The sequence below is a fragment of the Streptomyces sp. NPDC001604 genome (assembly GCF_042893475.1).
In the GTDB taxonomy this organism is placed as follows: domain Bacteria; phylum Actinomycetota; class Actinomycetes; order Streptomycetales; family Streptomycetaceae; genus Streptomyces.
This window is the reverse complement of record NZ_JBIAUY010000011.1, coordinates 195,871-222,412: the sequence shown is the minus strand read 5'-3', so window position 1 is coordinate 222,412 and position 26,542 is coordinate 195,871. Positions and strand designations below refer to the sequence as shown.

The 26,542-nt window shown below is 69.6% G+C and carries 25 protein-coding genes and 1 pseudogene; 14 read left to right on the top strand and 12 right to left on the bottom strand.

Annotation, left to right across the window (positions count from 1 at the left end; translation table 11 throughout):
* Nucleotides 1–96 precede the first annotated feature (96 nt).
* From ACFY1E_RS28230 to ACFY1E_RS28180, 11 genes are all read left to right on the top strand, one after another.
* Nucleotides 97–180 (top strand): putative leader peptide, encoded by an 84-nt coding sequence (locus tag ACFY1E_RS28230; RefSeq protein ID WP_310591794.1) that lies wholly within the window; start codon nucleotides 97–99, stop codon nucleotides 178–180.
* 154 nt (nucleotides 181–334) lie between these two features.
* Nucleotides 335–2,032, top strand: coding sequence for a nitrite/sulfite reductase (locus ACFY1E_RS28225; protein ID WP_389080449.1), 1,698 nt, complete (start codon nucleotides 335–337; stop codon nucleotides 2,030–2,032).
* 31 nt (nucleotides 2,033–2,063) lie between these two features.
* Complete coding sequence (locus ACFY1E_RS28220) at nucleotides 2,064–2,243, top strand: hypothetical protein (RefSeq protein WP_030940226.1); 180 nt, start codon at nucleotides 2,064–2,066, stop codon at nucleotides 2,241–2,243.
* Entirely contained in the window at nucleotides 2,240–2,950 is a 711-nt protein-coding gene (locus ACFY1E_RS28215) for a phosphoadenylyl-sulfate reductase (RefSeq protein ID WP_389080447.1), read from the top strand. The genes ACFY1E_RS28220 and ACFY1E_RS28215 overlap by 4 nt, the downstream gene beginning before the upstream one ends.
* Nucleotides 2,947–3,513: an adenylyl-sulfate kinase gene (gene cysC, locus ACFY1E_RS28210; RefSeq protein WP_389080446.1), complete on the top strand. Its 567-nt coding sequence runs from the start codon at nucleotides 2,947–2,949 to the stop codon at nucleotides 3,511–3,513. Before ACFY1E_RS28215 ends, cysC begins: the two co-directional genes overlap by 4 nt.
* Complete coding sequence (gene cysD, locus ACFY1E_RS28205; protein WP_389080444.1) at nucleotides 3,510–4,448, top strand: sulfate adenylyltransferase subunit CysD; 939 nt, start codon at nucleotides 3,510–3,512, stop codon at nucleotides 4,446–4,448. Before cysC ends, cysD begins: the two co-directional genes overlap by 4 nt.
* 2 nt (nucleotides 4,449–4,450) lie before the next feature.
* Nucleotides 4,451–5,779, top strand: coding sequence for a sulfate adenylyltransferase subunit 1 (locus tag ACFY1E_RS28200; RefSeq protein WP_389080443.1), 1,329 nt, complete (start codon nucleotides 4,451–4,453; stop codon nucleotides 5,777–5,779).
* Nucleotides 5,780–6,010: 231 nt separating this feature from the next.
* Nucleotides 6,011–7,123 (top strand): aliphatic sulfonate ABC transporter substrate-binding protein, encoded by a 1,113-nt coding sequence (locus ACFY1E_RS28195; protein WP_389080441.1) that lies wholly within the window; start codon nucleotides 6,011–6,013, stop codon nucleotides 7,121–7,123.
* Between the two features lie 34 nt (nucleotides 7,124–7,157).
* Nucleotides 7,158–7,937 (top strand): ABC transporter ATP-binding protein, encoded by a 780-nt coding sequence (locus ACFY1E_RS28190; RefSeq protein WP_344401978.1) that lies wholly within the window; start codon nucleotides 7,158–7,160, stop codon nucleotides 7,935–7,937.
* A complete protein-coding gene (locus tag ACFY1E_RS28185; protein ID WP_389080440.1) occupies nucleotides 7,924–8,802 on the top strand; it encodes an ABC transporter permease in 879 nt (292 codons plus the stop codon). The genes ACFY1E_RS28190 and ACFY1E_RS28185 overlap by 14 nt, the downstream gene beginning before the upstream one ends.
* Before the next feature lie 5 nt (nucleotides 8,803–8,807).
* Nucleotides 8,808–9,557 carry a sirohydrochlorin chelatase gene (locus tag ACFY1E_RS28180; RefSeq protein ID WP_389080438.1) on the top strand — a complete coding sequence of 250 codons (750 nt, stop codon included), beginning with the start codon at nucleotides 8,808–8,810 and terminating at the stop codon, nucleotides 9,555–9,557.
* A gap of 12 nt (nucleotides 9,558–9,569) precedes the next feature.
* On the opposite strand, the gene ACFY1E_RS28175 is transcribed toward ACFY1E_RS28180, so the two are convergent.
* The 4 genes from ACFY1E_RS28175 to ACFY1E_RS28160 are packed head-to-tail and all read right to left on the bottom strand — an operon-like array spanning nucleotide 9,570 to nucleotide 12,490.
* Nucleotides 9,570–10,187, bottom strand: coding sequence for a DsbA family protein (locus tag ACFY1E_RS28175; RefSeq protein WP_389080437.1), 618 nt, complete (start codon nucleotides 10,185–10,187; stop codon nucleotides 9,570–9,572).
* 55 nt (nucleotides 10,188–10,242) lie between these two features.
* Nucleotides 10,243–10,839 carry a TIGR03086 family metal-binding protein gene (locus ACFY1E_RS28170; RefSeq protein ID WP_389080435.1) on the bottom strand — a complete coding sequence of 199 codons (597 nt, stop codon included), beginning with the start codon at nucleotides 10,837–10,839 and terminating at the stop codon, nucleotides 10,243–10,245.
* Between the two features lie 10 nt (nucleotides 10,840–10,849).
* Nucleotides 10,850–11,887 (bottom strand): ketopantoate reductase family protein, encoded by a 1,038-nt coding sequence (locus ACFY1E_RS28165; protein WP_389080434.1) that lies wholly within the window; start codon nucleotides 11,885–11,887, stop codon nucleotides 10,850–10,852.
* Between the two features lie 57 nt (nucleotides 11,888–11,944).
* Entirely contained in the window at nucleotides 11,945–12,490 is a 546-nt protein-coding gene (locus tag ACFY1E_RS28160) for a DUF1697 domain-containing protein (RefSeq protein WP_389080432.1), read from the bottom strand.
* Between the two features lie 411 nt (nucleotides 12,491–12,901).
* On the opposite strand from ACFY1E_RS28160, the gene ACFY1E_RS28155 reads away from it, so the two are divergent.
* On the top strand, nucleotides 12,902–15,160 hold the full coding sequence (locus ACFY1E_RS28155; RefSeq protein WP_389080431.1) for an MMPL family transporter: 2,259 nt from the start codon (nucleotides 12,902–12,904) through the stop codon (nucleotides 15,158–15,160).
* Nucleotides 15,161–15,370: 210 nt separating this feature from the next.
* On the opposite strand, the pseudogene ACFY1E_RS28150 reads toward ACFY1E_RS28155, so the two are convergent.
* From ACFY1E_RS28150 to ACFY1E_RS28135, 4 genes and pseudogenes are all read right to left on the bottom strand, one after another.
* Nucleotides 15,371–15,582: pseudogene (locus ACFY1E_RS28150) on the bottom strand (ErmE/ErmH/ErmO/ErmR family 23S rRNA (adenine(2058)-N(6))-methyltransferase); the annotation flags it as partial.
* Nucleotides 15,583–15,648: 66 nt separating this feature from the next.
* Nucleotides 15,649–16,956 carry an ABC transporter substrate-binding protein gene (locus ACFY1E_RS28145; protein ID WP_389080430.1) on the bottom strand — a complete coding sequence of 436 codons (1,308 nt, stop codon included), beginning with the start codon at nucleotides 16,954–16,956 and terminating at the stop codon, nucleotides 15,649–15,651.
* On the bottom strand, nucleotides 16,956–17,789 hold the full coding sequence (locus ACFY1E_RS28140) for a carbohydrate ABC transporter permease (RefSeq protein ID WP_389080428.1): 834 nt from the start codon (nucleotides 17,787–17,789) through the stop codon (nucleotides 16,956–16,958). Before ACFY1E_RS28140 ends, ACFY1E_RS28145 begins: the two co-directional genes overlap by 1 nt.
* Nucleotides 17,786–18,721 carry a carbohydrate ABC transporter permease gene (locus tag ACFY1E_RS28135; RefSeq protein WP_389080426.1) on the bottom strand — a complete coding sequence of 312 codons (936 nt, stop codon included), beginning with the start codon at nucleotides 18,719–18,721 and terminating at the stop codon, nucleotides 17,786–17,788. The genes ACFY1E_RS28140 and ACFY1E_RS28135 overlap by 4 nt, the downstream gene beginning before the upstream one ends.
* Nucleotides 18,722–18,908: 187 nt before the next feature.
* On the opposite strand from ACFY1E_RS28135, the gene ACFY1E_RS28130 reads away from it, so the two are divergent.
* Complete coding sequence (locus tag ACFY1E_RS28130; RefSeq protein WP_389080425.1) at nucleotides 18,909–19,781, top strand: phosphotransferase enzyme family protein; 873 nt, start codon at nucleotides 18,909–18,911, stop codon at nucleotides 19,779–19,781.
* A gap of 4 nt (nucleotides 19,782–19,785) precedes the next feature.
* On the opposite strand, the gene ACFY1E_RS28125 is transcribed toward ACFY1E_RS28130, so the two are convergent.
* From ACFY1E_RS28125 to ACFY1E_RS28110, 4 genes are all read right to left on the bottom strand, one after another.
* A complete protein-coding gene (locus ACFY1E_RS28125) occupies nucleotides 19,786–20,571 on the bottom strand; it encodes a 3'-5' exonuclease (protein ID WP_389080423.1) in 786 nt (261 codons plus the stop codon).
* A gap of 102 nt (nucleotides 20,572–20,673) precedes the next feature.
* Entirely contained in the window at nucleotides 20,674–21,951 is a 1,278-nt protein-coding gene (locus ACFY1E_RS28120) for an SAV2148 family HEPN domain-containing protein (protein ID WP_389080543.1), read from the bottom strand.
* 71 nt (nucleotides 21,952–22,022) lie between these two features.
* Entirely contained in the window at nucleotides 22,023–23,354 is a 1,332-nt protein-coding gene (locus ACFY1E_RS28115; RefSeq protein WP_389080422.1) for a copper amine oxidase, read from the bottom strand.
* A gap of 53 nt (nucleotides 23,355–23,407) precedes the next feature.
* Nucleotides 23,408–24,208, bottom strand: coding sequence for a Tat pathway signal sequence domain protein (locus ACFY1E_RS28110; RefSeq protein WP_389080420.1), 801 nt, complete (start codon nucleotides 24,206–24,208; stop codon nucleotides 23,408–23,410).
* Between the two features lie 193 nt (nucleotides 24,209–24,401).
* Here ACFY1E_RS28110 and glgX point away from each other — a divergent pair, with 193 nt between their 5' ends.
* On the top strand, nucleotides 24,402–26,531 hold the full coding sequence (glgX, locus tag ACFY1E_RS28105) for a glycogen debranching protein GlgX (RefSeq protein WP_389080419.1): 2,130 nt from the start codon (nucleotides 24,402–24,404) through the stop codon (nucleotides 26,529–26,531).
* Nucleotides 26,532–26,542 lie beyond the last annotated feature (11 nt).

Here is a 26,542-nt window from a genome sequence, read left to right as displayed (position 1 = left end):
TGATCGACGACACCCTTGTCTCGCGATTCGGGACAAGGGTGTCCGCATCATGGATGAAGCTGGACTGTGTCCAGATTGCCGTGACACGCTTCCGTCATGTCTGGAACTGGAATTGCCTTGGTGAGTCGGCGGCACGTCGACCTCGGCCGCATGTCCAGCGCCATCTGTCCGGCGCGCTGACGCAGCATCCACAGTGGCCTCCGGCCACGGGGCAGCCCGCCCGACATCTCCTGACATCCCCTCTTATCCCGCGCAATGACGCGCACGTATGCCCATGCGCCCGAACGCGCAGGTCAGAGCCGCTTTCCCGCCTGTCCCGAAGGACGTATCAACCATGGCCGCCACCCCGCAGAAGCCTGCCGCCGCGACTCCCCGCCGCAAGGTGAGCCGTCACCGCGGTGAGGGCCAGTGGGCCGCGGGGCACCACACCCCGCTGAACGGCAACGAGCAGTTCAAGAAGGACGACGACGGTCTCAATGTGCGGACACGCATTGAGACGATCTACTCCAAGCGCGGATTCGACTCGATCGACCCCAACGACCTGCGCGGACGGATGCGCTGGTGGGGTCTGTACACCCAGCGCAAGCCCGGGATCGACGGCGGCAAGACCGCGATCCTGGAGCCGGAGGAGCTGGACGACAAGTACTTCATGCTGCGGGTGCGCATCGACGGCGGCCGTCTCACCACCCAGCAGCTGCGTGTGATCGGTGAGATCTCTCAGGAGTTCGCGCGCGGCAGCGCGGACATCACCGACCGGCAGAACATCCAGCTGCACTGGATCCGCATCGAGGACGTCCCGGAGATCTGGAACCGGCTGGAGGCCGTCGGCCTGTCCACGACCGAGGCCTGCGGCGACACCCCGCGCGTGATCATCGGATCACCCGTCGCCGGTATCGCCGAGGACGAGATCATCGACGGCTCCTGGGCGATCGAGGAGATCCACGAGCGCTACATCGGCAGCAAGGAGTTCTCCAACCTGCCCCGCAAGTTCAAGACCGCGATCTCCGGCTCCCCGCTGCTCGACGTGGTGCACGAGATCAACGACATCGCCTTCGTCGGCGTCGAGCACCCCGAGCACGGCCCCGGCTTCGACCTGTGGGTCGGCGGCGGTCTGTCCACCAACCCGAAGCTGGGCGTCCGGCTCGGCGCCTGGGTGCCGCTGGAGGAAGTGCCCGAGGTGTGGGCCGGCGTGGTCGGCATCTTCCGCGACTGGGGCTACCGGCGGCTGCGCACCCGCGCCCGTCTGAAGTTCCTCGTCGCCGACTGGGGCCCGGAGAAGTTCCGCCAGGTCCTGGAGGACGACTACCTGGGGCGCAAGCTGGTCGACGGTCCCGCGCCCGCCGAGCCCTCGGGCCGCTGGCGCGACCACGTGGGTGTGCACCGGCAGAAGGACGGCCGCTTCTACGTCGGTTTCGCCCCGCGCGTCGGCCGCGTCGACGGCGCCACGCTCACGAAGATCGCGGAGGTCGCCGAGGCCCACGGCTCGGGCCGGGTGCGGACGACCGTCGAGCAGAAGATGATCGTCCTCGATGTCGAGGAGGCGCAGGTCGAGCCGCTGGTCGAGGCCCTGGAGGCGCTGGACCTGACGGCCAAGCCGTCCCCCTTCCGGCGCGGCACCATGGCCTGCACCGGCATCGAGTACTGCAAGCTGGCCATCGTCGAGACCAAGCAGCGCGGTTCGTCCCTGATCGACGAACTGGAGCGCCGTATCCCGGAGTTCGACGAGCCCATCACCATCAACATCAACGGCTGCCCGAACGCCTGCGCCCGTATCCAGGTGGCGGACATCGGTCTCAAGGGCCAGCTCGTCCTCAACGACCAGGGCGAGCAGGTCGAGGGCTACCAGGTGCACCTCGGCGGTGCACTGGGCCTGGAGGCCGGGTTCGGCCGCAAGGTCCGTGGCCTGAAGGTCACTTCCGAGGAGCTGCCCGACTACGTCGAGCGCGTCCTCAAGCGGTTCCAGGCCGAGCGCGAGGACGGCGAGCGGTTCGCCGCCTGGGCCTCCCGCGCATCCGAGGAGGCACTGTCGTGAGCGTCAGCGAACGACAGCGAAAGGAGGGGCCGTGAGCGAGCGGGCCGCCCCCTTCTACTGCCCCTACTGCGGCGACGAGGACCTGCGTCCCTCCGAGCAGGGCCACGGCGCCTGGGAATGCGCTGCGTGCAACCGGGCCTTTCAGCTGAAGTTCCTCGGGCTGCTCGCCCGGGGTCTTCAGCACTCCGAAGCAGGGGGAGACGAGATATGACCGCGGTTCAGGAAGAGAAGGCGACCGAGGACCTCAAGGCGCTCGCCGAGCAGGCCGGCCGTGACCTGGAGGACGCCTCCGCGCTGGAGATCCTCCAGTGGGCGGCCGAGACCTTCGGCAAGCGTTTCTGCGTGACCTCGTCCATGGAGGACGCGGTGGTCGCCCACCTCGCCTCGCGCGCCCTGCCCGGCGTGGACGTGGTGTTCCTCGACACCGGCTACCACTTCCCGGAGACGATCGGCACCCGCGACGCGGTCGAGGCCGTGATGGACGTCAACGTCATCACGCTCACCCCGCGTCAGACGGTCGCCGAGCAGGACGCGGAGTACGGCCCCAGGCTGCACGACCGCGACCCCGACCTGTGCTGCAAGCTCCGCAAGGTCCAGCCGCTGGAGCAGGGCCTGAAGAACTATGTGGCCTGGGCGACCGGTCTGCGCCGCGACGAGTCCCCGACCCGGGCGAACACCCCGGTCGTCGGCTGGGACGAGAAGCGGCAGAAGGTCAAGATCTCCCCGATCGCCCGCTGGACCCAGGACGACGTGGACGCCTACGTCGCCGAACACGGCGTACTGACCAACCCGCTGCTGATGGACGGCTACGCCTCCGTCGGCTGCGCCCCCTGCACCCGCCGCGTCCTGGAGGGCGAGGACGCGCGCGCGGGCCGCTGGGCGGGCAGCGCCAAGACCGAGTGCGGGCTGCACGGATGACGACGACAGACATTCAGGAGACGAACGTGACGACCGGAGCCACCGTCTGGCTCACGGGTCTGCCGAGTGCCGGCAAGACCACCATCGCGTACGAGCTGGCCGGCCGGCTGCGCGCGGAGGGCCACCTGGTCGAGGTGCTCGACGGCGACGAGATCCGCGAGTTCATCTCGGCGGGCCTCGGCTTCAGCCGCGAGGACCGGCACACCAACGTGCAGCGCATCGGCTTCCTCGCCGAACTGCTCGCCCGCAACGGCGTCAAGGCGCTCGTCCCGGTGATCGCGCCGTACGCGGACAGCCGCGAGGCGGTGCGCAAGCGCCACCAGGAGGGCGGGGCACCGTACATCGAGGTGCATGTGGCGACCCCCGTCGAGGTGTGCTCCGTACGTGACGTGAAGGGTCTGTACGCCAAGCAGGCGGCGGGCGAGCTGTCCGGGCTCACCGGGGTGGACGACCCCTACGAGGAGCCCGAGTCGCCCGATCTGCGCATCGAGTCGCAGCACCAGACCGTCCAGGAGTCCGCGGCCGCGGTCCACGCGCTGCTCACCGAAAGGGGACTGGCATGACGACGACCGTCGCTGCGGTCGAGGAGGGTACGGCCGCCCCGTACGCCCTCTCGCACCTGGACGCCCTCGAGTCCGAGGCGGTGCACATCTTCCGCGAGGTGGCGGGCGAGTTCGAGCGGCCGGTGATCCTGTTCTCCGGCGGCAAGGACTCCATCGTCATGCTGCACCTGGCGCTGAAGGCCTTCGCGCCGGCCGCGGTGCCCTTCTCGCTGCTGCACGTGGACACCGGGCACAACTTCCCCGAGGTCCTGGAGTACCGCGACCGGACGGTGGCCGAGCACGGGCTGCGGCTGCACGTCGCGTCGGTGCAGGACTACATCGACCGGGGGGTGCTCAAGGAGCGCCCGGACGGGACCCGCAACCCGCTGCAGACGCTGCCGCTGACGGAGAAGATCCAGGCGGAGAAGTTCGACGCGGTCTTCGGCGGCGGCCGGCGTGACGAGGAGAAGGCGCGCGCCAAGGAGCGGGTGTTCTCCCTGCGGGACGAGTTCTCGCAGTGGGACCCGCGCCGCCAGCGCCCCGAGCTGTGGAACCTGTACAACGGCCGCCACGCGCCCGGCGAGCACGTCCGGGTCTTCCCGCTGTCCAACTGGACCGAGCTGGACGTGTGGCAGTACATCGCCCGTGAGGGCATCGAGCTGCCGGAGATCTACTTCGCGCACGAGCGTGAGGTGTTCGCCCGCAACGGCATGTGGCTGACCGCGGGCGAGTGGGGCGGTCCCAAGGACGGCGAGACCGTCGAGAAGCGGCTCGTCCGGTACCGGACCGTCGGCGACATGTCCTGCACGGGCGCCGTCGACTCGGACGCCGTGACGCTGGAGCAGGTCATCACGGAGATCGCCGCCTCCCGGCTCACCGAGCGCGGCGCCACCCGCGCCGACGACAAGATGTCCGAGGCCGCGATGGAAGACCGTAAGCGCGAGGGGTACTTCTAGGCATGAGCACGACCACGGAACTCTCCGAGACGACCCTTCTGCGGTTCGCGACCGCCGGTTCGGTCGACGACGGCAAGTCCACGCTCGTCGGCCGGCTGCTGCACGACTCCAAGTCGGTGCTGGTCGACCAGCTGGAGGCCGTCGAGCGCGCCTCCGCGAGCCGCGGCCAGGAGGCCCCCGACCTCGCGCTGCTGACGGACGGTCTGCGCGCCGAGCGCGAGCAGGGCATCACGATCGACGTGGCCTACCGCTACTTCGCCACGCCCCGGCGGCGGTTCATCCTCGCCGACACGCCCGGCCATGTGCAGTACACCCGCAACATGGTGACGGGTGCCTCCACCGCCGAGCTGACGGTGATCCTGGTCGACGCCCGCAACGGCGTCGTCGAGCAGACCCGCCGGCACGCCGCGATCGCCGCCCTGCTCCGCGTCCCGCACGTCGTCCTCGCCGTCAACAAGATGGACCTGGTCGACTACAAGGAGCCGGTCTTCGCCGCGATCGCCGAGGAGTTCACGGCGTACGCGACCGAACTGGGCGTCCCCGAGGTCACCGCCATCCCGATCTCGGCGCTCGCCGGTGACAACGTGGTGGAGCCCTCCGCCAACATGGACTGGTACGGCGGCCCGACGGTGCTCGAACACCTGGAGACGGTTCCGGTCACACACGACCTGAGCCACTGCCACGCGCGCCTCCCCGTGCAGTACGTGATCCGCCCGCAGACCGCCGAGCACCCGGACTACCGGGGCTACGCGGGCCAGATCGCCGCGGGTTCCTTCCACGTCGGCGAGGCCGTCACGGTGCTCCCCTCGGGCCGTGCCTCCCGCATCTCCGGCATCGACCTGCTCGGTGAGCCGGTCGACGTCGCCTGGACCACCCAGTCGGTGACGATCCTCCTGGAGGACGACATCGACATCTCGCGCGGCGACCTGATCGTGCCCAGCAAGGACGCCCCGGCGACCACGCAGGACATCGAGGCGACCGTCTGCCACGTCGCCGACCAGGCGCTGACCATCAACCACCGGGTGCTGCTCAAGCACGGCACCCGCACGGTCAAGGCCATCGTCAAGGACATCCCGTCCCGTCTCACGCTCGACGACCTGTCCCTGCACCCGCACCCGGGACAGCTCGTCGCCAACGACATCGGCCGCGTGAAGATCCGCACCGCGGAACCGCTGCCGGTGGACTCCTACGCCGACTCGCGCCGCACCGGCTCGTTCATCCTGATCGACCCGAACGACGGCACCACGCTCACCGCGGGCATGGTCGGCGAGTCGTTCGCGTCCCCGGAGCCGGTCAAGGACGAGTCAGAAGACGACGGTTGGGACTTCTGACATGAACTCCCTCGACTACTACTCCACGTTCGCGAAGGAGGGCGGCCGCGTCGGCAGCGGCGCTCTGGGCAGCGGGCAGGGCGGAGTGGCGCGATGTGTGCGTTGACGTACGCGCACTGCCTGCGCGCCCCGTCCCCCCACCCGACGTCCCGGAAGCGACGAAGACCTGCCGACCTCCCGGCCACGACCTGAAAGACCGTGACCGCCGGGCCTCCGAGAGGAACACCTCCCGTGCCTGTCAACCGCTCAACGTTCCTTCGCCGCGGCGTAGCCGTGGTAGCCGCCCTTCCCCTGCTCACGCTCGCCGCTTGCGGCTACGGGTCCAAGTCCACGACCGACAACTCCAAGGAGAAGGTCGCCGCAGGGTCGTCGAAGATCGACGGGCTCGGCTCCGTCAAGATCGGCTACTTCGGCAACCTGACCCACGGCACCGCCCTCGTCGCCCGTCAGCAGGGCCTGTTCCAGAAGGAACTGGGCGCCACCAAGGCGGACTACCAGATCTTCAACGCGGGCCCGTCCGAGATCGAGGCGCTCAACTCCGGCTCCATCGACATCGGCTGGATCGGCCCCTCCCCGTCGATCAACGGTTACGTCAAGTCCGGCGGCAAGGGCCTGAAGATCATCGGTGGTTCGGCCTCCGGCGGCGTGAAGCTGGTCGTCAACCCGAAGAAGATCAAGTCCCTGAAGGACGTCAAGGGCAAGAAGATCGCGACCCCGCAGCTCGGCAACACCCAGGACGTGGCGTTCCTCAACTGGATCGCCGACCAGGGCTGGAAGGTCGACGCGAACACCGGCAAGGGCGATGTGTCGGTGGTCCGCACCGACAACAAGATCACTCCCGACGCCTACGCGTCCGGCGCCATCGACGGCGCCTGGGTGCCCGAGCCGACCGCGTCCAAGCTGGTCGCGGAGGGCGGCAAGGTGCTGCTCGACGAGGCGTCGCTGTGGCCGGACAAGAAGTTCGTGATCACGAACATCATCGTGCGGCAGGCCTTCCTCAAGGAGCACCCGAAGGCCGTCGAGGCCGTGCTGAAGGCCTCGGTCGAGGCCAACAAGTGGATCAACGCCAACCCGGACCAGGCGAAGGCGGTGGCCAACAAGCAGCTGGAGGCCGACTCCGGCAAGGCGCTCAAGGCGAAGGTCCTGGACCCGGCCTGGAAGTCGATCCAGTTCACGAACGACCCGCTGGCCGCGACCCTCAACACCGAGGCGGAGCACGCGGTCAAGGCCGGCCTCCTGGAGAAGCCGAACCTGAAGGGCATCTACGACCTCACGATCCTCAACAAGGTCCTCAAGGCCGAGGGTGAGAGCACGGTCGACGACGCCGGTCTCGGCTCCAGCTGATCCCCGCCCGACGAGTTCCCAGGAGGTGACGACCATGGCAACGACCCTCGCCAAGGCCGAAGAGTCGGTGGAGTACGCCGCTCGCCTTGAGCATGTTTCGAAGTCCTTCGCAGGACCGGGCGGGCAGCAGCTCGTCCTGGACGACATCACTCTTGATGTCGCGCCCGGCGAGTTCGTCACCCTCCTGGGGGCCTCGGGCTGCGGCAAGTCCACCCTGCTGAACCTGGTGGCCGGACTGGACAAGCCGACCGTCGGCTCCATCGCGACGGACGGCCGCCCGGCCCTCATGTTCCAGGAACACGCCCTTTTCCCCTGGCTGACGGCGGGCAAGAACATCGAACTCGCCCTGAAGCTCAGGGGGGTTCCGAAGAACGAACGGCGCGAGCGGACCGAGCGGCTGCTCGAACTCGTCCGTCTGAAGGGCGCGTACGGCAAGCGTGTCCACGAGCTGTCGGGCGGTATGCGCCAGCGTGCGGCGCTGGCCCGTGCGCTCGCCCAGGAGAGCAACCTCCTGCTGATGGACGAGCCGTTCTCGGCCCTCGACGCCATCACGCGCGACGTGCTGCACGACGAGCTGACGAGGATCTGGGCGGAGACGGGCGTGTCCGTTCTCTTCGTCACGCACAACGTGCGCGAGGCGGTACGGCTCGCGCAACGTGTGATCCTCCTGTCGTCCCGTCCGGGGCGGATCGCCCGCGAGTGGGCGGTGGACATCCCGCAGCCGCGCCGTATCGAGGACGCGCCCGTGGCCGAACTGTCCCTTGAGATCACCGATGTACTGCGTGGGGAGATCCGCCGTCATGGCCAGCACTGAGACGACGCCGGCCCAGGACGCCGGAAGTGTCGAGGCGGGCCTCGACGCGCTGGAGACGACGGCGGCCGGCCGTACGCCGTTCGCGCAGACCTTCAAGAACAAGATCCTGCCGCCCGTCATCGCCATCACCGTGGTGCTGGTGGCCTGGAGCCTGCTCTACCCGGTCGTCGACAACCCGTCGAAGCTGCCCTCCCCCTCCGATGTCTGGGGCGAGGTCGAGGACCAGTGGGTCAAGGGCACGCTGCTCTCCTACATCTGGGGCAGCGTCTCCCGCGGTCTGCTCGGCTTCCTGCTCGCGCTGGTCATCGGGACGCCGCTGGGCCTGGTGGTGGCCCGGGTGAAGTTCGTGCGTGCGGCGTTCGGCCCGATCCTCTCCGGGCTCCAGTCGCTGCCTTCGGTCGCCTGGGTCGCCCCCGCGGTGATCTGGCTGGGACTGGACAACTCGGTGATGTTCACGGTGATCCTGCTGGGTGCCGTTCCCTCGATCGCCAACGGTCTGGTGTCCGGCGTCGACCAGGTGCCCCCGCTGTTCCTGCGGGCGGGCCGCACGCTGGGTGCGACCGGCCTGCGCGGCACCTGGCACATCGTGATGCCGGCGGCGCTGCCCGGCTATGTGGCCGGTCTGAAGCAGGGCTGGGCGTTCTCCTGGCGTTCGCTGATGGCCGCCGAGATCATCGCCCAGTCCCCGGACATGGGCATGGGCCTGGGCCAGCTGCTGGAGGTGGGCCGTACCAACAGCAGCATGTCGACGGTCTTCCTCGCGATCCTGCTCATCCTGTTCGTCGGCATAGCCATCGACCTGCTGATCTTCAGCCCGCTGGAGCGGTGGGTGCTGCGCAGCCGCGGTCTGCTGGTGAAGAGCTGAGTCCCATGCACCCTTCGAAGCCCGTCCTCCTCGTCATCGCCCACGGCAGCCGCGACCCGCGGCACGCCGCGACGGTGCACACGCTCGTACGCCGGGTGCGCTCGCTGCGCCCGGACGTACGGGTGGAGACGGGCTTCCTGGACTTCAACGTCCCCTCGGTGCACGGGGTGCTGGAGTCCTTGGCGGCGGAGGGCGTCCGCGAGGTCGTGGCGCTCCCCCTGCTCCTGACCCGCGCGTTCCACGCGAAGGCGGACATCCCGGCGGTGCTGCGGGACGCGCCGCCGCAGCTGCGGATCCGGCAGGCGGACGTCCTCGGCCCGTCGCCGCTGCTGCTGTCCGCGCTGGAACGCCGTCTGTACGAGGCGGGGCTGAGCCCCGCCGACAAGTCCTCGACCGGGGTCGTGCTGGCCTCGGCGGGGTCCACCGACCCGGAGGCGATCGCAGTGATCGCAGAAATCGCGCGGGAGTGGCGGCACACCGGTTGGTGCGCCGTGCGACCTGCGTTCGCCTCCGCGTCTCTTCCGCGCACCGAGGACGCGGTCCGCGAGCTGCGGGCGCTGGGCTGCGAGCGGGTGGCCGTGGCGCCGTACGTCCTGGCACCCGGCTTCCTGCCGGACCGCATCGCGCGGGGCGCGGCACAGGCGGATGTCCTCGCTGATGTGCTGGGCGCGGCACCGGAAGTGGCACGGGTGCTGCTGCACAGGTACGACGAGGCGTCCACCGGGGCGCTGCTGCCGGTGCGGGCGAGCGCCTGAGGGCGACAGGCCCTAGTCGAAGGACAGCCCGCCCGTACGGGTGCGCTTCAGTTCGAAGAAGTCGGGGTCGGTCGCCAGCACCCGGAAGCTGTCGAAGAGTTCGGCCGCTCGCGTGCCCCGCGGGATCGCCCTCAGCACTGGTCCGAACCACACCGTTCCGTCGACATGAATGGTGGGCGTGCCCACATAGCCGCCCGATTCCGGCTCGGTGCCCGTCTCGTGGCTGCGCCGTACGGCCTCGTCGTACGACGGGTCGTGCGCGGCCGAAGCGAGGTCCGCGGGGAGGCCGAGTTCGGCGAGGGAGTCGGTGATCACGGCGTCGAAGTCCTCGGCCTTGCGTTCGTGGATGCGGGTGCCGAACGCCGTGTACAGGTCCCGCAGCACCTTCTCGCCGTGCCGCTCGGCTGCGGCCACCGCCACCCGTACCGGGCCGATCGACTTGTCGACCAACTCCCGGTACCAGTCGGGGAGTTCGTTGCCGAGGTTGTGCAGGTAGAGGCTCATTGCATGGAACCGGAGGTCGAGCGGGCGTTCGCGCTCGACCTCCAGGAGCCAGCGGGAGGTGATCCAGGCGAAGGGGCACGCGGGGTCGAACCAGAAGTCGACCCGGGTCGGCGAGGTGTTCGTCATGGGGTCGACGGTAGTGGCCAGGTGGCGCAGTGTCCCGGCCCAATCCTGTCCCCTTTCAGTGGCCCAATTCGGGGTCCCGTCCACTGGCGGCGAGCGCCCGGTCGAACACCGGGGCGTCGTCCGGCACCGGTACCGGGTCGGCGAAGCCGTCGTACTGCCGGTAGAGCTCGGCGTGCTTCTCGACCACGTCGAGGACGAAGCGGGCCGCGTCGTCCGAGACGTGGAACTGCTGGCCGGTGGCGGTGGCGACGTCCCAGCCGTGCACCGCCATCTCCTTGATGACCATCGAGGCGATCTCGGCGGCGGGCATCTTGGCCATGCCGAGGTCGATCTCGCCCTCCCACACCGCCGGGTCGGCCCAGGCCGCGACGGCGCGGTCCAGCTGGGCGGCGTAGGCCGCGGGCCAGTCGGGGTCGGCGGTGAAGTCGCGGGCGGTCAGCTCCTCGGGGAGCTGCTTGCGCAGGGCGCGGTGCTCCAGGCCGTGCGAGGTGTAGAGGACCCAGTGGTTGACCAGGGCGCGGACGTCCCAGTCGGTGCAGTGGGTGGCCTCGCCGAGCCGGTCCGCCGGGACGCCGCGCGCAACACGCGCCGCCTCGGCGGCGCACTCGGCCATGAACGTGTGCAGGTGCTTCGGGTCGTCGTCGTACGTCATGCATCACACGTTAGGAGGAGGCCGCTCCGGGCTCTTGAACAAATGCGACAGCCTCGTCGGCGAGGCGGACGAGGTCCTCGACCGGCATGGATCCGGGGGCCCGGCGCTCGCGCGCGAAGGTGTTGGCGAGGCGCTGGAGGAGCTCGTTGAGCGGGGTCGGTACGCCGTGCAGGCGGCCCAGCAGCGCGATCTCGCCGTTGAGGTGGTCGGCCTCGATGGTGCCGGTGCCCCGGGTGAGCGACTGCCAGGAGGAGCCGCCGCCACGCGGGGCTCCGTCGAGGGGCACCAGGTCGACCTTGTGGCCGCGTGCCGCCTGCTGTTCCTCGACGCTCGCGTACGCGATCCCGGCGGCATCGAGCACGGCCTCGCCCTCGGCGCGCACACGCCGGTACAGCGCCACGGCCTCGTCACCGGCGATCGGCCCGGCGACCGCCTCCAGAGCGTTGCCCAGGTTGGACAGCAGCTTGGCGTACTGCCAGCGCGCCACGTCCGGCACGACCGGTGCCTCGAAACGGGACCTCTCCAGGTCGGCGGCGACCAGCCGTACCGTCTCGTCGATGCCGTGCGGGTGGCGGCCCAGATGCAGGATGCCCGTCAGCGGGGCGCATGGGGCGGAGACGACGCCCGGTTCGACGAACGTGGACGGCAGCCAGACGCAGACGCCGTACACCCGCCGGAAGACCCGCAGGGCGAGCCGCTGGCCCTCGACTCCGTTCTGCGCGCAGAACAACGGCAGCCGCTCGGCCGCGGTGCCGCCGCCCGCGACCGGCGCCGGGCCCCAGGCCTGCAGGGCGGTCACGGTGTCCTGGGTCTTCACGGCGAGGACGAGCACGTCCTCGGCCCTCAACTCGCCCAGTTCGTCCGGCCCTTCGACGGTCGGCAGCCGGTGGGTGTACTCGCCGTCGGGCACCTTCAGGCGCAGGCCGCCGTCCCGCAGCGCCGCGTGGTGCGCACCGCGCGCGACCAGGACCACCTCGCGTCCCGCACCCGCGAGACGCCCGCCGATCGAACCGCCGACGGCTCCCGCTCCGATGATGATGTAACGCATGGGACGAGCCTCGCACAGTCGTGTGTACCTGCCATGAAGAGCCGGGTCTCCGCCCGGTCACTCTCTCGTGAGCTCCACCAGTTTCACGACGGTGTTCCAGTTGCGGCTCGTGGCGATCAGCCCTTTGTTGATACGGGGTTTGGCGAGGTGGGCGGCGAGCTGGGAGCGGCCGAGGCCGTCCGGCGCGTACAGGTACAGGGCGCGGTCGCCGAGCCGGAACTCCTCGGGGAGGTAGGCCTCCCGGTCGATCTCCGCGAACCGTTCCTCGTCGACCGGGGCGGAGAAGTAGGTGACGTGGAGCTGCCTGGGCTCCAGTTCGGCGGCCGGGAACGGGCAGGCCTCGGCGACCGCCTTGAGGTAGGCGTGGTCGCGCACGATCACGTCGACGGCGAAGCCGAAGTGCTTCTGGATGGCCTGCGCGAGTTCGGCGGCCAGGGACTCCTCGTCGCCGTGGCCGGATGCGAAGACGGCCTGGCCGCTCTGCAGATGGGTGCGCACGCCGTCGTAGCCGAGGCCGTCCATCAGCTGCCGCAGTTCGGCCATCGGCAGCTTCTTCTTGCCGCCCACGTTGATCCCGCGCAGCAGCGCCGCATACGTCGTCATGGCGCACACCATAGAGCGGCCGTCGTGCCCCGTGGGGGCGGGCACGACGGCCGCGGCGGTCCGCGCGGGCGGACTGCCCGAAACTCTGTCCGAACCCGGGGCTCCGGATCAACCGATACACGCACCTGTGACTTGTTCAACAAGGTTTCGCAATACCAAAGAGGAGCGATGCCGACGGACCGGACACCCCGGTCTCCGTCCCGGACACCCCGGTCTTCATCCCCGAGAACTCCCGATAGATGTAAGGGACCGAAATCCTCCCCAGCGGTGAGACGTCGGGGTCCGAGGGGAGGACCCGCGCCCGCCGCACTTCACCGGGCAGCACGACGAGACGCTCTTATCCGACCCATACCTTCGAAGCGAAAGGTGGCGGCAGGGGGCTGTCACCGCAGACGAGGGGGCAAGCCCGTCATGGGGAACGGAGATTCGCGGGTGCGGGGCATAGCCGCCCGGGCCGGTGGCTGGAGCGCCCGGCACCGATGGGCTGCCGTCGGCATCTGGGTGCTGTTCGTCGTCCTGGCGATGGGGCTCGGTTCGGCCGTCGGCCGGGTCGACGTCAAAGAGAGCGAACAGCTCAAGGGCGAGACACACACCGCAGCCAAGATCATCGAGGATGCGGGGATCGAGGAACCGGCCAGTGAGACGGTTCTGATCCAGGCGAAGGCCGGGAACCTCAAGGCGACCGACGCCGAGTTCAAGGCGGCCGTGGACGCGGTCGTGAAGGCGGTCGACGGGACCGGCAAGGTCACGGATGTGAAGTCGCCGTACGTCACGCACACGATCTCCAAGGACGGGCGCAGCGCGCTGGTGCAGTTCGACATGCGCGGCGACGCCGAGACCGCGTACGAGCGCGTGGAGCCGGTGCTGAAGGCTGTCGCGGGGGCGCAGAAGGACCATGGGACGCTGCGGATCGAGGAGATCGGCGGCGCCAGCATGAACAAGACGTTCAAGGACGCGTTCGGCGACGACTTCAAGAAGGCCGAGCTGTCCGCGGTACCGGTGGCTCTCGGCATTCTGCTCATCGCCTTCGGTGCGCTGGTGGCCGCGCTGCTGCCGGTGGCGCTCGCGATCACCGCGATCATGGCGACGATGGGTCTGATGGGCGTCGTCAGCCATGTGATGCCGATGAGCGACACCGCCAACTCCGTGATGCTGCTGGTCGGTCTGGCCGTCGGTGTCGACTACTGCCTGTTCTATCTGCGCCGTGAGCGTGAGGAGCGCGCCGCCGGGCGGGACGCGCAGACGGCGCTGCGGATCGCCGCCGCCACCAGCGGCCGGGCGATCGTCGTCTCCGGCATCACCGTGTGCGTGGCGATGGCGGGCATGCTTTTCACCGGGCTCGTCACGTTCCAGGGGATGGGTCTGGCCTCGCTGATGGTCGTGGCGGTCGCCATGGTCGGGTCGGTGACGGTGCTGCCGGCGCTGCTCTCGCTGCTGGGCGAGCGGGTCGAGAAGGGGCGGATTCCCTTCCTGCGCAAGGCGATGGAGCGCCGGGCCGCCCGCACGGGCGGGGAGAGCCGGTTCTGGACGGCGGTCCTGCGCGGTGTGCTCGCCAAGCCGTTGGTCTCCGTGCTCGTCGCGGCCGGTGCACTGCTGGCCGTCGCGGCTCCGGCACTCGGCATGAAGACCCAGAACCTCACGCTGGACCAGGAGTTCGGCGACTCGTTGCCGATCGTGCAGACGTACAACCGGGTCAACGAGGCCTTCCCGGGCGGCTCCGAGCCGGCCGAGGTCGTCGTCAAGGCCAAGGACATCAACGCGCCGGAGGTGAAGTCCGCGCTCGCCGACTTCAAGGCGCGGGCGATCAGTTCGGGTGCCTCGCGCGGCCCGGTCGAGATCAAGCTGCACGACGCGCAGAACATCGCCTACGTGTACGTCCCGCTGGTCGGCGGCTCCGACCTGGACAAGGCGGGCGCCAGCCTGGAGAAGCTGCGCGACGAGGTACGGCCCGCCACCCTCGGCAAGCTGGACGGCGTGCAGGCGCCGATCACCGGACAGGTGGCCGGTTCGAAGGACTTCAACGACCAGCTCGGCGGCGCCGTCGTCCCGGTCTTCGCGTTCGTCGTGGTCTTCGCCTTCGCGCTGATGCTGCTGTCGTTCCGCTCGCTGACGGTCGCGATCACGTCGATCGTGCTCAACCTGCTGTCGGTGGGCGCGGCCTACGGCATCCTCGTCGCCGTCTTCCAGCACGGCTGGGGCGCCTCCCTGGTGGGCGCGGAGGGCGTCGGAGCGATCATCACCTGGCTGCCGCTGTTCCTGTTCGTGATCCTGTTCGGCCTGTCGATGGACTACCACGTGTTCGTGGTCTCGCGGATCCGCGAGGCGCGGATGCGGGGGCGCACGACGAGGGACGCGATCCAGCACGGTGTGGTCACCACGGCCGGTGTGGTCACCAGCGCCGCGGTCATCATGGTCGCCGTGTTCGCGATCTTCGGCACGCTGTCCATGCAGTCCATGAAGCAGATGGGCGTCGGCCTCGCGGCCGCGGTGCTCATCGACGCGACGATCATCCGGGGTGTGCTGCTCCCGGCGGTGATGGCGCTGCTGGGCGAGCGCAACTGGTATCTGCCGAAGTGGCTGAACCGGCTGCCCGACCTGACGCACGACGAGTCGGCTGAGGTCATCACGCACCCGGTGCGGCGCGACGAGGGTGAGCGACTGGGCGTCTGAAGGGGCTGAGCCCCCCACAGAGGGTTGAACCCTCACCGACCGAGGGCCCGTCGGCCACAGGGGAGCCGGCGGGCCCTCGCCATGCCCACAACTACCGGAGCCCTGCGGCCAGTTCGGCCTCGATCAGGTTGGCTACCCGCCGGGTTCCCCCTTCCTTCGCCATGTCGGCCTGGATCTCCTTCAGGCGGCGGGAGCGAGCCGCCGACGCCCGAGAAGCCCAGCTCCACGAGGCAGCGGCAGCTGTCGTACGGCCACGCGGCCGACCAGTCGCCACTCGTGGCGGGGCCGGCTGACGACGATGGCCGCGGTGCTGGAGAAGGCACGTTTCCGGCGACGGAGAAGGGGGTGCGCGGGTGCCGCGCGGCGAGGAAGTCACCGTCGATCACCCGGACATGGGCCGTGCCGGAGAACCGGGTGCGCAGCACACTGGGCGGACGGCCGTACGCCGGGCAACGCGTTTTCCGTGGCGGCCGTCCGGCTGCCCGCTGTCAGCGCTGGTAGCGGGCGAGCACGAGGTTGCCGTCCTTCTCCAGCCGTCTGCGCAGTTCGTCGAGGCCGATGGCCCCGCTGTAGTACTCCTGGAACGCGGGGGTCGCCACCTTGTCCTTCCACTCGGGGTAGCCGCGGACGGACTGGGCGGGCGCCGAGCGCAGGTGGGCGGCCAGGGCGGTGCCGGTCGCCCAGCCGTCCTTGGCCGTGTGCAGGGCGGGGTCCCTGAGCGCCTGGGTGCCCGTCGGCAGCATCCAGTCCCCCAGCGCCAGCCGCACCATGTTCTTCGGCCGGAGCAGGTAGTCCACGAACTCGGCGGCCTCCTTCTTGTGCGGGCTGTCCTCGGCGATGGACAGGGTCTGCGGGCTGACGCCCTGGGTGAGTCCGTCGGCGCCGGCCGGGGCGGGCAGCACCTGCCAGTCGAAGCCCTTCGGCGCCTGCTGCACGATCTGCTGCCGGTAGGAGAAGCCGAGCGGCACCATCGCGTACTTGCCGCCGAAGAAGCCGGGCAGGGTGTCCGAGCCGCCGCTGCCCAGGGTGGTGGGAGAGGCGCTGCGGTCGATGTTCGCCTGGTCGTGGACCGTGCGCGGCACAAGCTGGTCGGCCGCCTCGAAGCGGACCGTGACCTTGCCGTCCGTACCCCGGTGGAAGAGCCTGCCGCCCGTCGACAGGGACAGGTTGAGGGTGGCGGACACGGGCTCCTTGAGCGGCCAGGCGACGCCGTACTTGCCGTTGCCGCTCAGCCGCTTCGTCACCTGCCGGAACTCGGCCCAGCTCCAGGGCCGTTCGGGCGTCGGTATCCGTACGCCCGACTTCCTCAGCCGGCTCGCGTCGGCGACGAGGACGCGCGGCTCCTGGAGGAAGGGCACGCCGTAGATGCCGTCGCCGAAGGTCGCCGTCTGCCAGCTCCGCTGCGGGATGTCCGACCTGAGCCGCTGGGGCAGCAGGTCGGTCAGATCGGCGAGGTAGCCGCCGTAGGCGAAGTCCGCGAGGTCGTCGGAGGCGTCGTGGATGATGTCGGGCGCCTCGCCGCCCTCGAAGGAGGTGAGCAACTGGTCATGGACACTGTCCCAACTGCCCTGGACATACTCGACCTTGACGCGCGGATGGCCGGCGTTCCACTCCTTCACCAGCTCCTTGTTGGCCTTGACGGACTCCTGCTGCCAGGCCAGGGACTGGAACCGCAGGGTGATCCGTCCGCCGGCCGCACCTCCGCTGCCACCACTGGTGCAACCGGCGAGCAGCAGCATGAGGACGAGGGCCAGAACGCATCCTGCATGGCCGGTGGATCCGGTTGTGCTGCGCATCAGTTCTTCACCGCCCCGGTGAGCATGCCGCCGGTGATCCGCCGCTGGATGACCGCGAAGACGACCAGTGAGGGAAGGGTGGCGAGGAACGCGGCCGCCGCCAGCGGGCCGAGATCCGCGACGCCCTCTGCTCCGATGAAATGGCTGAGCACCACCGGCAGGGTCTGTCTGTCCGGTGTTTTCAGCAGGACCAGCGCGAAGAAGAACTCGTTCCACGCGGTGACGAACGCGAACAGTCCCGTCGCCGCGATCCCCGGCGCGAGCAGGGGCGCCACCACCGACACCAGGGTCCGTACCCGCCCGGCCCCGTCGACCGCGGCCGCCTCCTCGACCTCGGCCGGTACCGCCCGGACATACCCCGCCAGCATCCACAGCGCGAACGGCAGCGCCCACACCACGTACACCAGCGTGAGTCCCGCCGGCGAGTTGATCAGGTGCAGGTTCTTCAGCACGAGGAACAGCGGGATGATGACCAGGACCAGTGGGAACGCCTGACTGACGACCACCCAGCCGGTGGCGGCCCGGGTCAGCGGGGTGCGGTGCCGGGCCATGACATACGCCAGCGGGGTCGCGATGAGTACGGCGATCACCGCCGCCCCGGCCGCCGCGAGCAGGGAGTTGAGCGCGGCGTGCAGCAGTGGCTGCTCGTCGAAGGCCTGCCGGAAGTTGCCCAGGGTGGGGTGCCGCGGGATCCAGGTGGGGTGCAGACTGCCCAGCTCACGCGGCGACTTGAAGGCCGTGGAGACCAGCCAGAGGAAAGGGAAGGCGAGGAAGACGAGATAGGCGAGCAGGGCGGCGTACTGGCCGACGCGGGTGCCGGTCCTGGTCCTCATGTGCCGTCCCCTCCCCTGAGCCGGCCGGCCAGGAAGACCGCGAGGAGCAGCGAGATCAGAGCGACCATGACGCATCCCATCGCCGCCGAGTACCCGAACTGCCCGTAGCGGAAGGCCTCTTCGTAGGCGAACAGCATGGGCAGCCGGGTGCGGCCGCCGGGTCCGCCGTTGGTCAGCACATAGACCAGGGCGAAGGAGTTGAAGTTCCAGATCAGATTGAGGGCGGTGATGGCGAGGGCGACCGGTCTGAGGGCGGGCCAGGTGACCGTGCGGAAGCGCCGCCAGGCGCCCGCCCCGTCGACCGCCGCCGCCTCGTGCAGTTCGCGCGGGGTGTTCTGCAGTCCGGCCAGCAGCGCGACCGTGGTCTGCGGCATGCCCGCCCAGACGCCGACGACGATCACCGCGGGCAGCGCGGACCCGAGGCCGCTGAGCCAGTCCCGCCCGTCACCGAGGCCCAGGTCGCGCAGGGTCTCGTTGAGGACGCCCGCATCCGGGTTGTAGACCAGCCGCCACATGATGCCGACCACGACCTCGGGCATGGCCCAGGGGACGATCGCCAGGGCCCGGGCGAGCCACCTCAGCCGCAGGTCCTGGTTGAGCAGCAGGGCGAGGCCGAGCGCGAGCAGGAACTGCGGCACGGTCACACCGACCGCCCACACCAGCCCGATCCGGAACGACTCCCAGAACAGCGTGTCGTGCAGCAGGTCCTGGAAGTTGAGGCCGCCGATCCACTCGGTGGACCTGGTGCGGCCCGACTGGGCGTCGGTGAAGGCCAGCAGGATGCCGTAGAGCAGTGGTCCGACGCTCAGTACGAGGATCGGGATCAGCGCGGGCAGCACAAGGAACCAGGCCCCGCGGTCGGGGAGCCGACGGTCCCCGGCGGTGCGTGGCACGCCCTGCGCCGACCGCCTCGTCGCGGTCACCAGTGTCACGTGATCGGCTCCTTTGCGCGGCTCGTGACGTTCGGACCCGGCGGGCCTGAGTCATGGTCGTGAAGGCGGTATGCACCGTCAAGGCCGTACGCACACGGTCCGACCTGTGCGAATGCGAGACTGGGCCGGTGGGTGGCGCAAACTCGACGCCGTTCACCGATGCATACGCGGACGTGGGAGGAAGGCGATGGACGAGTCACGGGCGCGGGACGTACTGGCCGCGGCGCGGGTGCTGCCCGGCCCGGCGCGGGACGCACGGCTGCTCGCCCTGGGCGAGAACGCGGTGTTCGCCTCCGGCGACCTGGTCGTCAAGGTGGGCCGTGACGCCGAACTCCTGGACCGGGCGCGCCGCGAACTGGACATCGCGCTGTGGCTCGCCGAGGCGGGGGTGCCCGCGGTGCGGGCGGCGGAGCCCAAGCCGCTGCTGGTCGAGGGTCACCCGGTGACGGTGTGGCACCGGATCCCGGACGCCGTACGGCCGGCCGAGCCCCGGGATTTGGCCGAACTGCTACGGGTCGTCCACGCACTGCCCACTCCCCCTGTCGATGCCTTGGAGCTGCCGCCCCGCGAGCTGCTGGGCGGTGTGGAACGCTGGTTGCGGCTCGCGGGCGACGCGATCGACCCCGCGGACGCGGCGTATCTGCGTGAGCGCCGCGACGGGTTCGCCGCGGCCGCCGCGGCACTCACTCCGCATCTGCCGCCGGGCCCCGTCCACGGCGATGCGCTGCCCCGCAATGTGCATGTCGGCCCGGACGGGCCCGTCCTGATCGACCTGGAGACCTTCTCCGCCGATCTGCGTGAGCACGATCTGGTGGTGATGGCGCTCTCGCGTGACCGCTACGGGTTGACTGCGGCGGCTTATGAGGAGTTCACCGAGGCGTACGGGTGGGATGTGCGGGAGTGGGAGGGTTGCTCCGTGCTGCGCGGTGCCCGTGAGACGGCCAGTTGTGCGTGGGTTGCACAGCAGGCTGCGACCAGTCCCGCCGCGTTGGCCGAGTTCAGGCGGCGGGTGGCGTCACTGCGTGACGGGGACGAGACCGTGCGGTGGTATTCGTTCTGAGCGCCTATTGATCCGGGGCTTGTTGTTGTCCGGCGACTGCGGGTCCCATGTGGCTGGTCGCGCCCGCGCGGCGGAGCCGCGGCGCGGGTTCCCGCAGGGGCCATGTGCCGTCGACCACCGCGGTGGCATCGCCCTTGCCGCGCAGGAAGTTCTGGAAGTCTGCCGCCCACTCCGCGTACCACTCGATCTGGCGGAGGTGGAGTTCCGCCGGGCCGAGGGCTGCGATCTTGGGGTGGCGGGTGGCTATGGCGCAGGCCAGGCCGGCTGCGGCCAGGGCGTCGGCGGAGGCGTTGTGGGCGGCGTCGAGGGTGACGCCGTATTCCGTGCAGACCGCTTCGAGGTTGCGCTTGCCGCGGCGGTAGCGGTCGACCCAGCGGTCGATGGTGTACGGGTCGATGACCGGGCCGGGGTCGATGCCGCCCAGTCGGTCGCGCAGGGACGGCAGTCCGTATCTGCGCAGTTCCGCGGAGAGCAGGCTCAGGTCGAAGGTCGCGTTGTAGGCGACGACCGGGACGCCCGTCTTCCAGTACGTCGCCAGGACGTCCGCGATGGCGTTCGCCACCTCGTCGGCCGGGCGGCCCTGAGCCGCCGCGCGTTCATTGCTGATGCCGTGCACCGCCACGGCCTCCGCCGGGATCTCCACGCCCGGATCCGCCAGCCACTCCCGGTGCCCCATGGGCTGTCCGCCCCTGACCTCGATCACGGCCCCCGTGACGATGCGCGCCTCACGCGGATCGGTCCCGGTCGTCTCCAGGTCGAAGCCGATCAGCAGCTCCCGGTGCCAGCCCATGCGTGGCCCCCCTTCTTGGTGGTGCTTTCCCCCAGTGGTCTCCACCTTCCCATGGGCCACTGACAATCCGAGGACCGCATTCCGCTTGGCCGCGGCGACAGTTCAGGACACAGGTCGCGAATCCGCCCAGGACGTTTCGAACTCCTCGCGGTATGTCGGGAAGAGCCCGCTCTCCACTCCCTTGTCCATGTCGTCCGGCTTCACCACCCGGCTGCCGTTGCGCAGGACCAGCACCGGGGCCTCCATGCCGCGCGAGCGCCGCAGATAGGACTGCACGACGGCGACACCGTCCGAGCCGTCGCCGTCGACGAGGTAGGCCGTGAAGCGCGGGGTCTCGTCGTAGACCTGGATCTCGAAGGCGGCCGGGTCGCGCAGCCTGGACCGGACGCGGCGCATGTGCAGGATGTTCATCTCGACCGCGCGGCTCAACTCACCGCGCTTCATGCCGAGTTCCCGCTCGCGTCGTTTGACCGCGCTGGAGGCGGGGTTGAGGAACAGCAGCCGGACGCGGCAGCCCGCCTCGGCCAGTCGCACCAGCCGGCGCCCGGAGAAGTTCTGCACGAGAAGGTTGAGGCCGATGCCGACGGCGTCGAGGCGGCGGGCACCGCCGAAGATGTCCTCGGCCGGGAACTGGCGAAGGAGCCGTACCCGGTCGGGGTGTACGGCGACCACGTCGGCGTACCGGTCGCCGACCAGTTCCTCCACCGCGTCCACGGGCAGCCTGCGGGCCGACGGCACGTCCCCGGCCGCGCCGAGGATGTCCAGCAGCTTCGCCGAGGCCCGCTCGGCCTGGTTCAGGACGGCCTCGGACAGGGCCCGGTTGCGGGAGACGACGTTGCGGGTGACCTCGAGCTCGTCCAGGGCGAGTTCGACGTCGCGGCGGTCGTCGACGTACGGCTCGAAGCAGGGCCAGTGCTGCACCATCAGCTCGCGCAGCTGGGGCAGGGTGAGGAAGCTGAGCACGTTGTCGTCGGCCGGGTCGAGCAGATAGCCCTTGCGACGGCTGACCTCCCGTACGGCGACCGCACGCTGCACCCATTCCTGGCCGGCCGGCCCGGCCGCGGCGACCACCCAGTCGTCGCCGTGGACGGGTTCGTAGATGGGCCGCAGAACAGCGGCCACGACCGCCCGCAGCCGCTGTTCGACGAGGTTCAGCCAGATGTAGGCCCGGCCGGCTCGCTGGGCGCGCGTACGCACCTCGCGCCAGGCGTCGGCATCCCAGTCCAGCTCCGGCCCGATCGAATTCGTCGCCATCGGCCGGGCCAGGGACACCGTGCCGGGCGGGACATCTGTGGAGTGCCCCTCGTGACCCTCGTCACCAGGGGGCAACTCCAGCCCTCCCGACCCCACCCGCGCACCGCCTTCCGCTCCCCCGAGCATCCCCGTGTCAACGATCAAGGAAGGGTACTCCGGGAGCGGTCAGCGGTGCAGCCGGATGGACAGGTCGATTCTCAACTGCCCTGGCGCCAGTGCCCGTTCTGACCGGCCAGGTCGGCCGGAGTGAGCGGATTCATAGCCGTGACGTCGCGCGGGGCGATGGAGAAGCCCTGCCAGTGGACCGGCATCGGCTGCTGGTCCTCGTCCCGGGCTATGTGGTGGAAGCCGACGTTCACCCAGACTATGGGGTGGGTGAGCGTCTGCCCGTTGACCCACTTGTCGACGGATTTGCCGTGGCCGGCCCCGCAGTTGAGCGGATTGCCGCTGGCGTACTGCTCGCACTTGTTGTACTCGGTGAAGTACACGTCATGGCTGGTGAAGCTGCGGCCCGGGTACTTCGCGGTGGGCCCCTGGACGATCTCGTACGAGCGCGGGTGGTCGTCCTTGTTCTTGCCGGCCGTGCTGACCACGCGCCACCAGCGCATGTCCTTGGCGTCGCCCGCGAGTTCCTTGGTGACCTTGGTGAGGGTCGTCTTGTTGGTCGGCGCCTGCTGGCTGCCCACCGGGGCGCTGACCTTGGAGTCGTACTGCTCGACCTTGGTCTTGGAGGAGCCGTCGAGGCCGAAGTCGAGCCGCCAGAAGATGTTGTGGCTGTGGCTGGTGGCGTAGGCCTTGGCGCCCTTGCCGATGGGCCAGCCGCGGCCGTCGCCCGCGTCGTAGTCGTCGGGCGAGAGGCTGCCGGTGGCGCCGGCGTTCATGCTCATCGTGCCGTCGTCCTGGAAGCGCCACTCGGTGATGTACTCGTACCAGCCGACCTTGTTGACCGTGTAGAGGAGCAGGTCCTTGCCCTGCGCCTGGTAGGTCTTGTTGGCGTCGGAGAGCAGGTGGTAGGCGTGGCCGCGGGAACGGGTCGTGGCGCACAGGCCCTTGACGTTCGGCGAGTCCGAGTAGAAGGGCGTCGCGACCTTGACGGTCTTGATGGTGCCGCCCGGGCATTCCTCGGGCGTGAGGTTCAGCAGGCCGTCGCCGAAGTTGTAGTCCGTGACGTCGTTGTACTCGACGCTGCCGTCGTCGTACGGAACGTCGATCTGGGCGAGTCTGGCGCTGTTGAGGACCTTGATCGGCTGGGACTCGCCGGGCGGCTGGTAGGAGATGTCGTCCAGGATGACCCCGGACCTGCTCTCGAAGCGCCAGCACATCCGCCAGGTGGTGCCGGAGGAGAGCTTCTGTTCGATCTGGTAGGCCGCGCTGCACTGGGGGGCCGCGGCGGCGGCCGCCTCCTTGTGGTCGGCGAAGGCCGGTGCCGCTGCCGTGCCGCCGAGGGCGAGCCCGACGGCGAGCGGGCCCACCAGGGCCCGTCTGCGCAGCGCACTGCGGCGGGCACGGCTGTCTCTGTTCACGTGCATGACGAAGTGACTCCCTCACAGGAGAAGCAGGTGTGAAAAGAACGGAGGGCGGCTCAGCCGAGCCTGACGACCTTGCGGGCGCTCAGGTCGATCACGAAGTCCCGAGTGTCGATCCAGGCACCGTTCCTGACCTTCGGGAAGAGCCGGGTGCAGCGGTGTTCGCCGCACTTGCCGAGCTCGGCCGGCTTCACGCCCGGGGTCGCCCGGAACACCATGCTGGTGAGCGTCAGCTGGTCCGGGGAGGTGAGTTCCTTGCCCGTGGCGTCCTTGTAGTCCGCCTTCAGGCCCGCGCCCAGCGGGTCGGCGATCAGCAGCCGGGCCGCCTCGGCCTGCTCGTCGATGCTGAGCGGCGGCTGGACGTCGTGCTGGGTGCTCGTCTCCTCGACCTTGCCGGTGTCCAGGTTGACGGTCTTGGTGACCACGGTGTCGTTCCGGTAGTCGTAGAACGTCACGTCCGCGCGCCGGGGCGCGTTCACGCTGTCCGGCTGGTCGGTGTCCGGCTCGGTCAGCTCCACGGTGAGCCGCTGCGGGCCGCGGGCGCCCTTGACGTTCTCACCGGAGTTCAGCAGCTGCCGGTTCAGCGCGATCTTCTCGACGCGCTTGGTCTCGTCGTCGGTCAGTGGATCGAGACCCTTGCCCTTCTCGCCCTCGGCCGGGGCCTGCTCCACGACACCCGGAGCGGGCGTGCCGTTCGTCTGAGCCGCCTGCGGGGCCTGCCCCGCCCTGGTCCCTCCCGAATCGTCGGCCCCCGCCGTCCCCGGTAGCGTGATCCCGACCATCACGGCAGTTCCGGCCACCGCTATGGCCGCACCGGCCACCACCTTGCCCAGGTGGCGGTGCACTATCTTGCGCACATTTGCCCCCTACTCCCCCTTCATCCCCGGGAGTACTTTTCTGCCCCACTGATTGGCATACGGCGTTCCCATACGGCGTATGCAAAGGTCGCCCGGTAAGAGGGACGTAAGTCATAGGTGGTTCCATCACTTTCGGGGACACTCGACGCCAAGGCGCCCCCGGGGGCGCGTTCCACCTGAAAGAGTCGTGTCCATGCAGGTCTGGCCTGGCGAGGCGTATCCCCTCGGTGCCACGTACGACGGCGCCGGCACCAATTTCGCGGTCTTCACGGAGGCCGCGGACCGAGTAGAGCTGTGTCTGCTGCACGACGACGGCTCGGAAACGGCGGTGGAACTGCGCGAGAGCGACGCATTCGTACGGCACGCGTACGTGCCCGGCATCATGCCGGGACAGCGCTACGGCTTCCGTGTGCACGGCCCGTACGCCCCCGAGCGCGGCCTGCGCTGCAACTCTGCGAAGCTGCTGCTCGACCCGTACGCGCGTGCGATCAGCGGTTCCATCCGCTGGGGCGAGGAGGTCTACGGCTACCACTTCGACGCGCCCGACCGGCGCAACGACCTGGACTCGGCGCCGCACACGATGACGTCGGTCGTGGTCAACCCGTACTTCGACTGGGGCGACGACCGGCGGCCCCGGCGCGGCTACCACGAGACGGTGATCTACGAGGCCCATGTCAAGGGCCTCACCATGCAGCACCCGGGGCTGCCGGAGGAGCTGCGCGGCACCTACGCGGCGCTCGCGCACCCGGTGATCATCGAGCATCTGGTGGAGCTGGGCGTGACGACGCTGGAGCTGATGCCGGTGCACCAGTTCGTCAACGACCACCGGCTGGTCGACATGGGCCTGAACAATTACTGGGGCTACAACACGATCGGCTTCTTCGCCCCGCACAACGCGTACGCCTCCTGGGGCGACCGCGGCCAGCAGGTCCTGGAGTTCAAGTCGGCGGTCCGGGCACTGCACGAAGCGGGCATAGAGGTCATTCTGGACGTGGTCTACAACCACACGGCCGAGGGCAACCACCTGGGCCCGACGCTGTCCTTCAAGGGCATCGACAACCCGCAGTACTACCGGCTCACCGACGACCCGCGCTACTACATGGACACCACGGGCACCGGGAACTCGCTGCTCATGCGGTCCCCGCACGTCCTGCAACTGATCATGGACTCGCTGCGCTACTGGGTCACCGAGATGCACGTCGACGGCTTCCGCTTCGACCTCGCGGCGACGCTGGCCCGCCAGTTCCACGAGGTGGACCGGCTGTCGTCGTTCTTCGACCTGGTGCAGCAGGATCCGGTGGTCTCCCAGGTGAAGCTGATCGCCGAGCCTTGGGACGTCGGCGAGGGCGGCTACCAGGTGGGCAACTTCCCGCCGCTGTGGACCGAGTGGAACGGCAAGTACCGCGACACCGTACGGGACCTGTGGCGGGGCGAGCAGCGCGCGCTCGCCGAGTTCGCGTCCCGGCTGACCGGTTCCTCGGACCTCTACCAGGACGACGGGCGGCGCCCGCTCGCCTCGATCAACTTCGTCACCTGCCACGACGGTTTCACCCTGCACGACCTCGTCTCCTACAACCAGAAGCACAACAAGGCCAACGGCGAGGACAACCGGGACGGGGAGAGCCACAACCGGTCCTGGAACTGCGGGGAGGAGGGCGAGACCGACAACGCCGAGGTGCTGAAGCTGCGGGCGCGCCAGATGCGGAACTTCGTCGCCACGCTGATGCTCTCCCAGGGCGTGCCGATGATCAGTCACGGCGACGAGTTCGCGCGCACCCAGCGCGGCAACAACAACGCCTACTGCCAGGACAACGAACTGGCCTGGGTGAAATGGCCGGCCCCCGAGGCGGAGGAGGACGGGGCCGACGGCGAGCTGCTGGCCTTCACGCGCGCGATGGTGTGGCTGCGCAAGGACCATCCGGTCTTCCGCAGGCGCCGCTTCTTCCACGGCCGCCCGGTGGAGGGCACCCATGACGAGCTGTCGGACATCGCCTGGTTCACACCGGAGGGCAAGGAGATGACCCAGCGGGACTGGGACTCGGCGCCGGCCTCGGCGCTGACGGTGTTCCTCAACGGCAACGCGATCTCCGAGCCGGGTACGCGCGGGGAGCGGATCACCGACGACTCGTTCCTGCTGATGTTCAACGCCTCGCCGAAAACGCTGGACTTCGTGGTGCCCGTCAACCACGGCCGCCAGTGGGAGGTCGTGGTCGACACCGCCCGCCCGGACGGGGTGCCGCCGCACACCGGCCCGAAGGTGCAGGCGGGCGACCGGCTGACGCTGGTGGACCGCAGCCTGACGGTGCTGCAACGGCCGGTCTAGGTCGGCTCCAG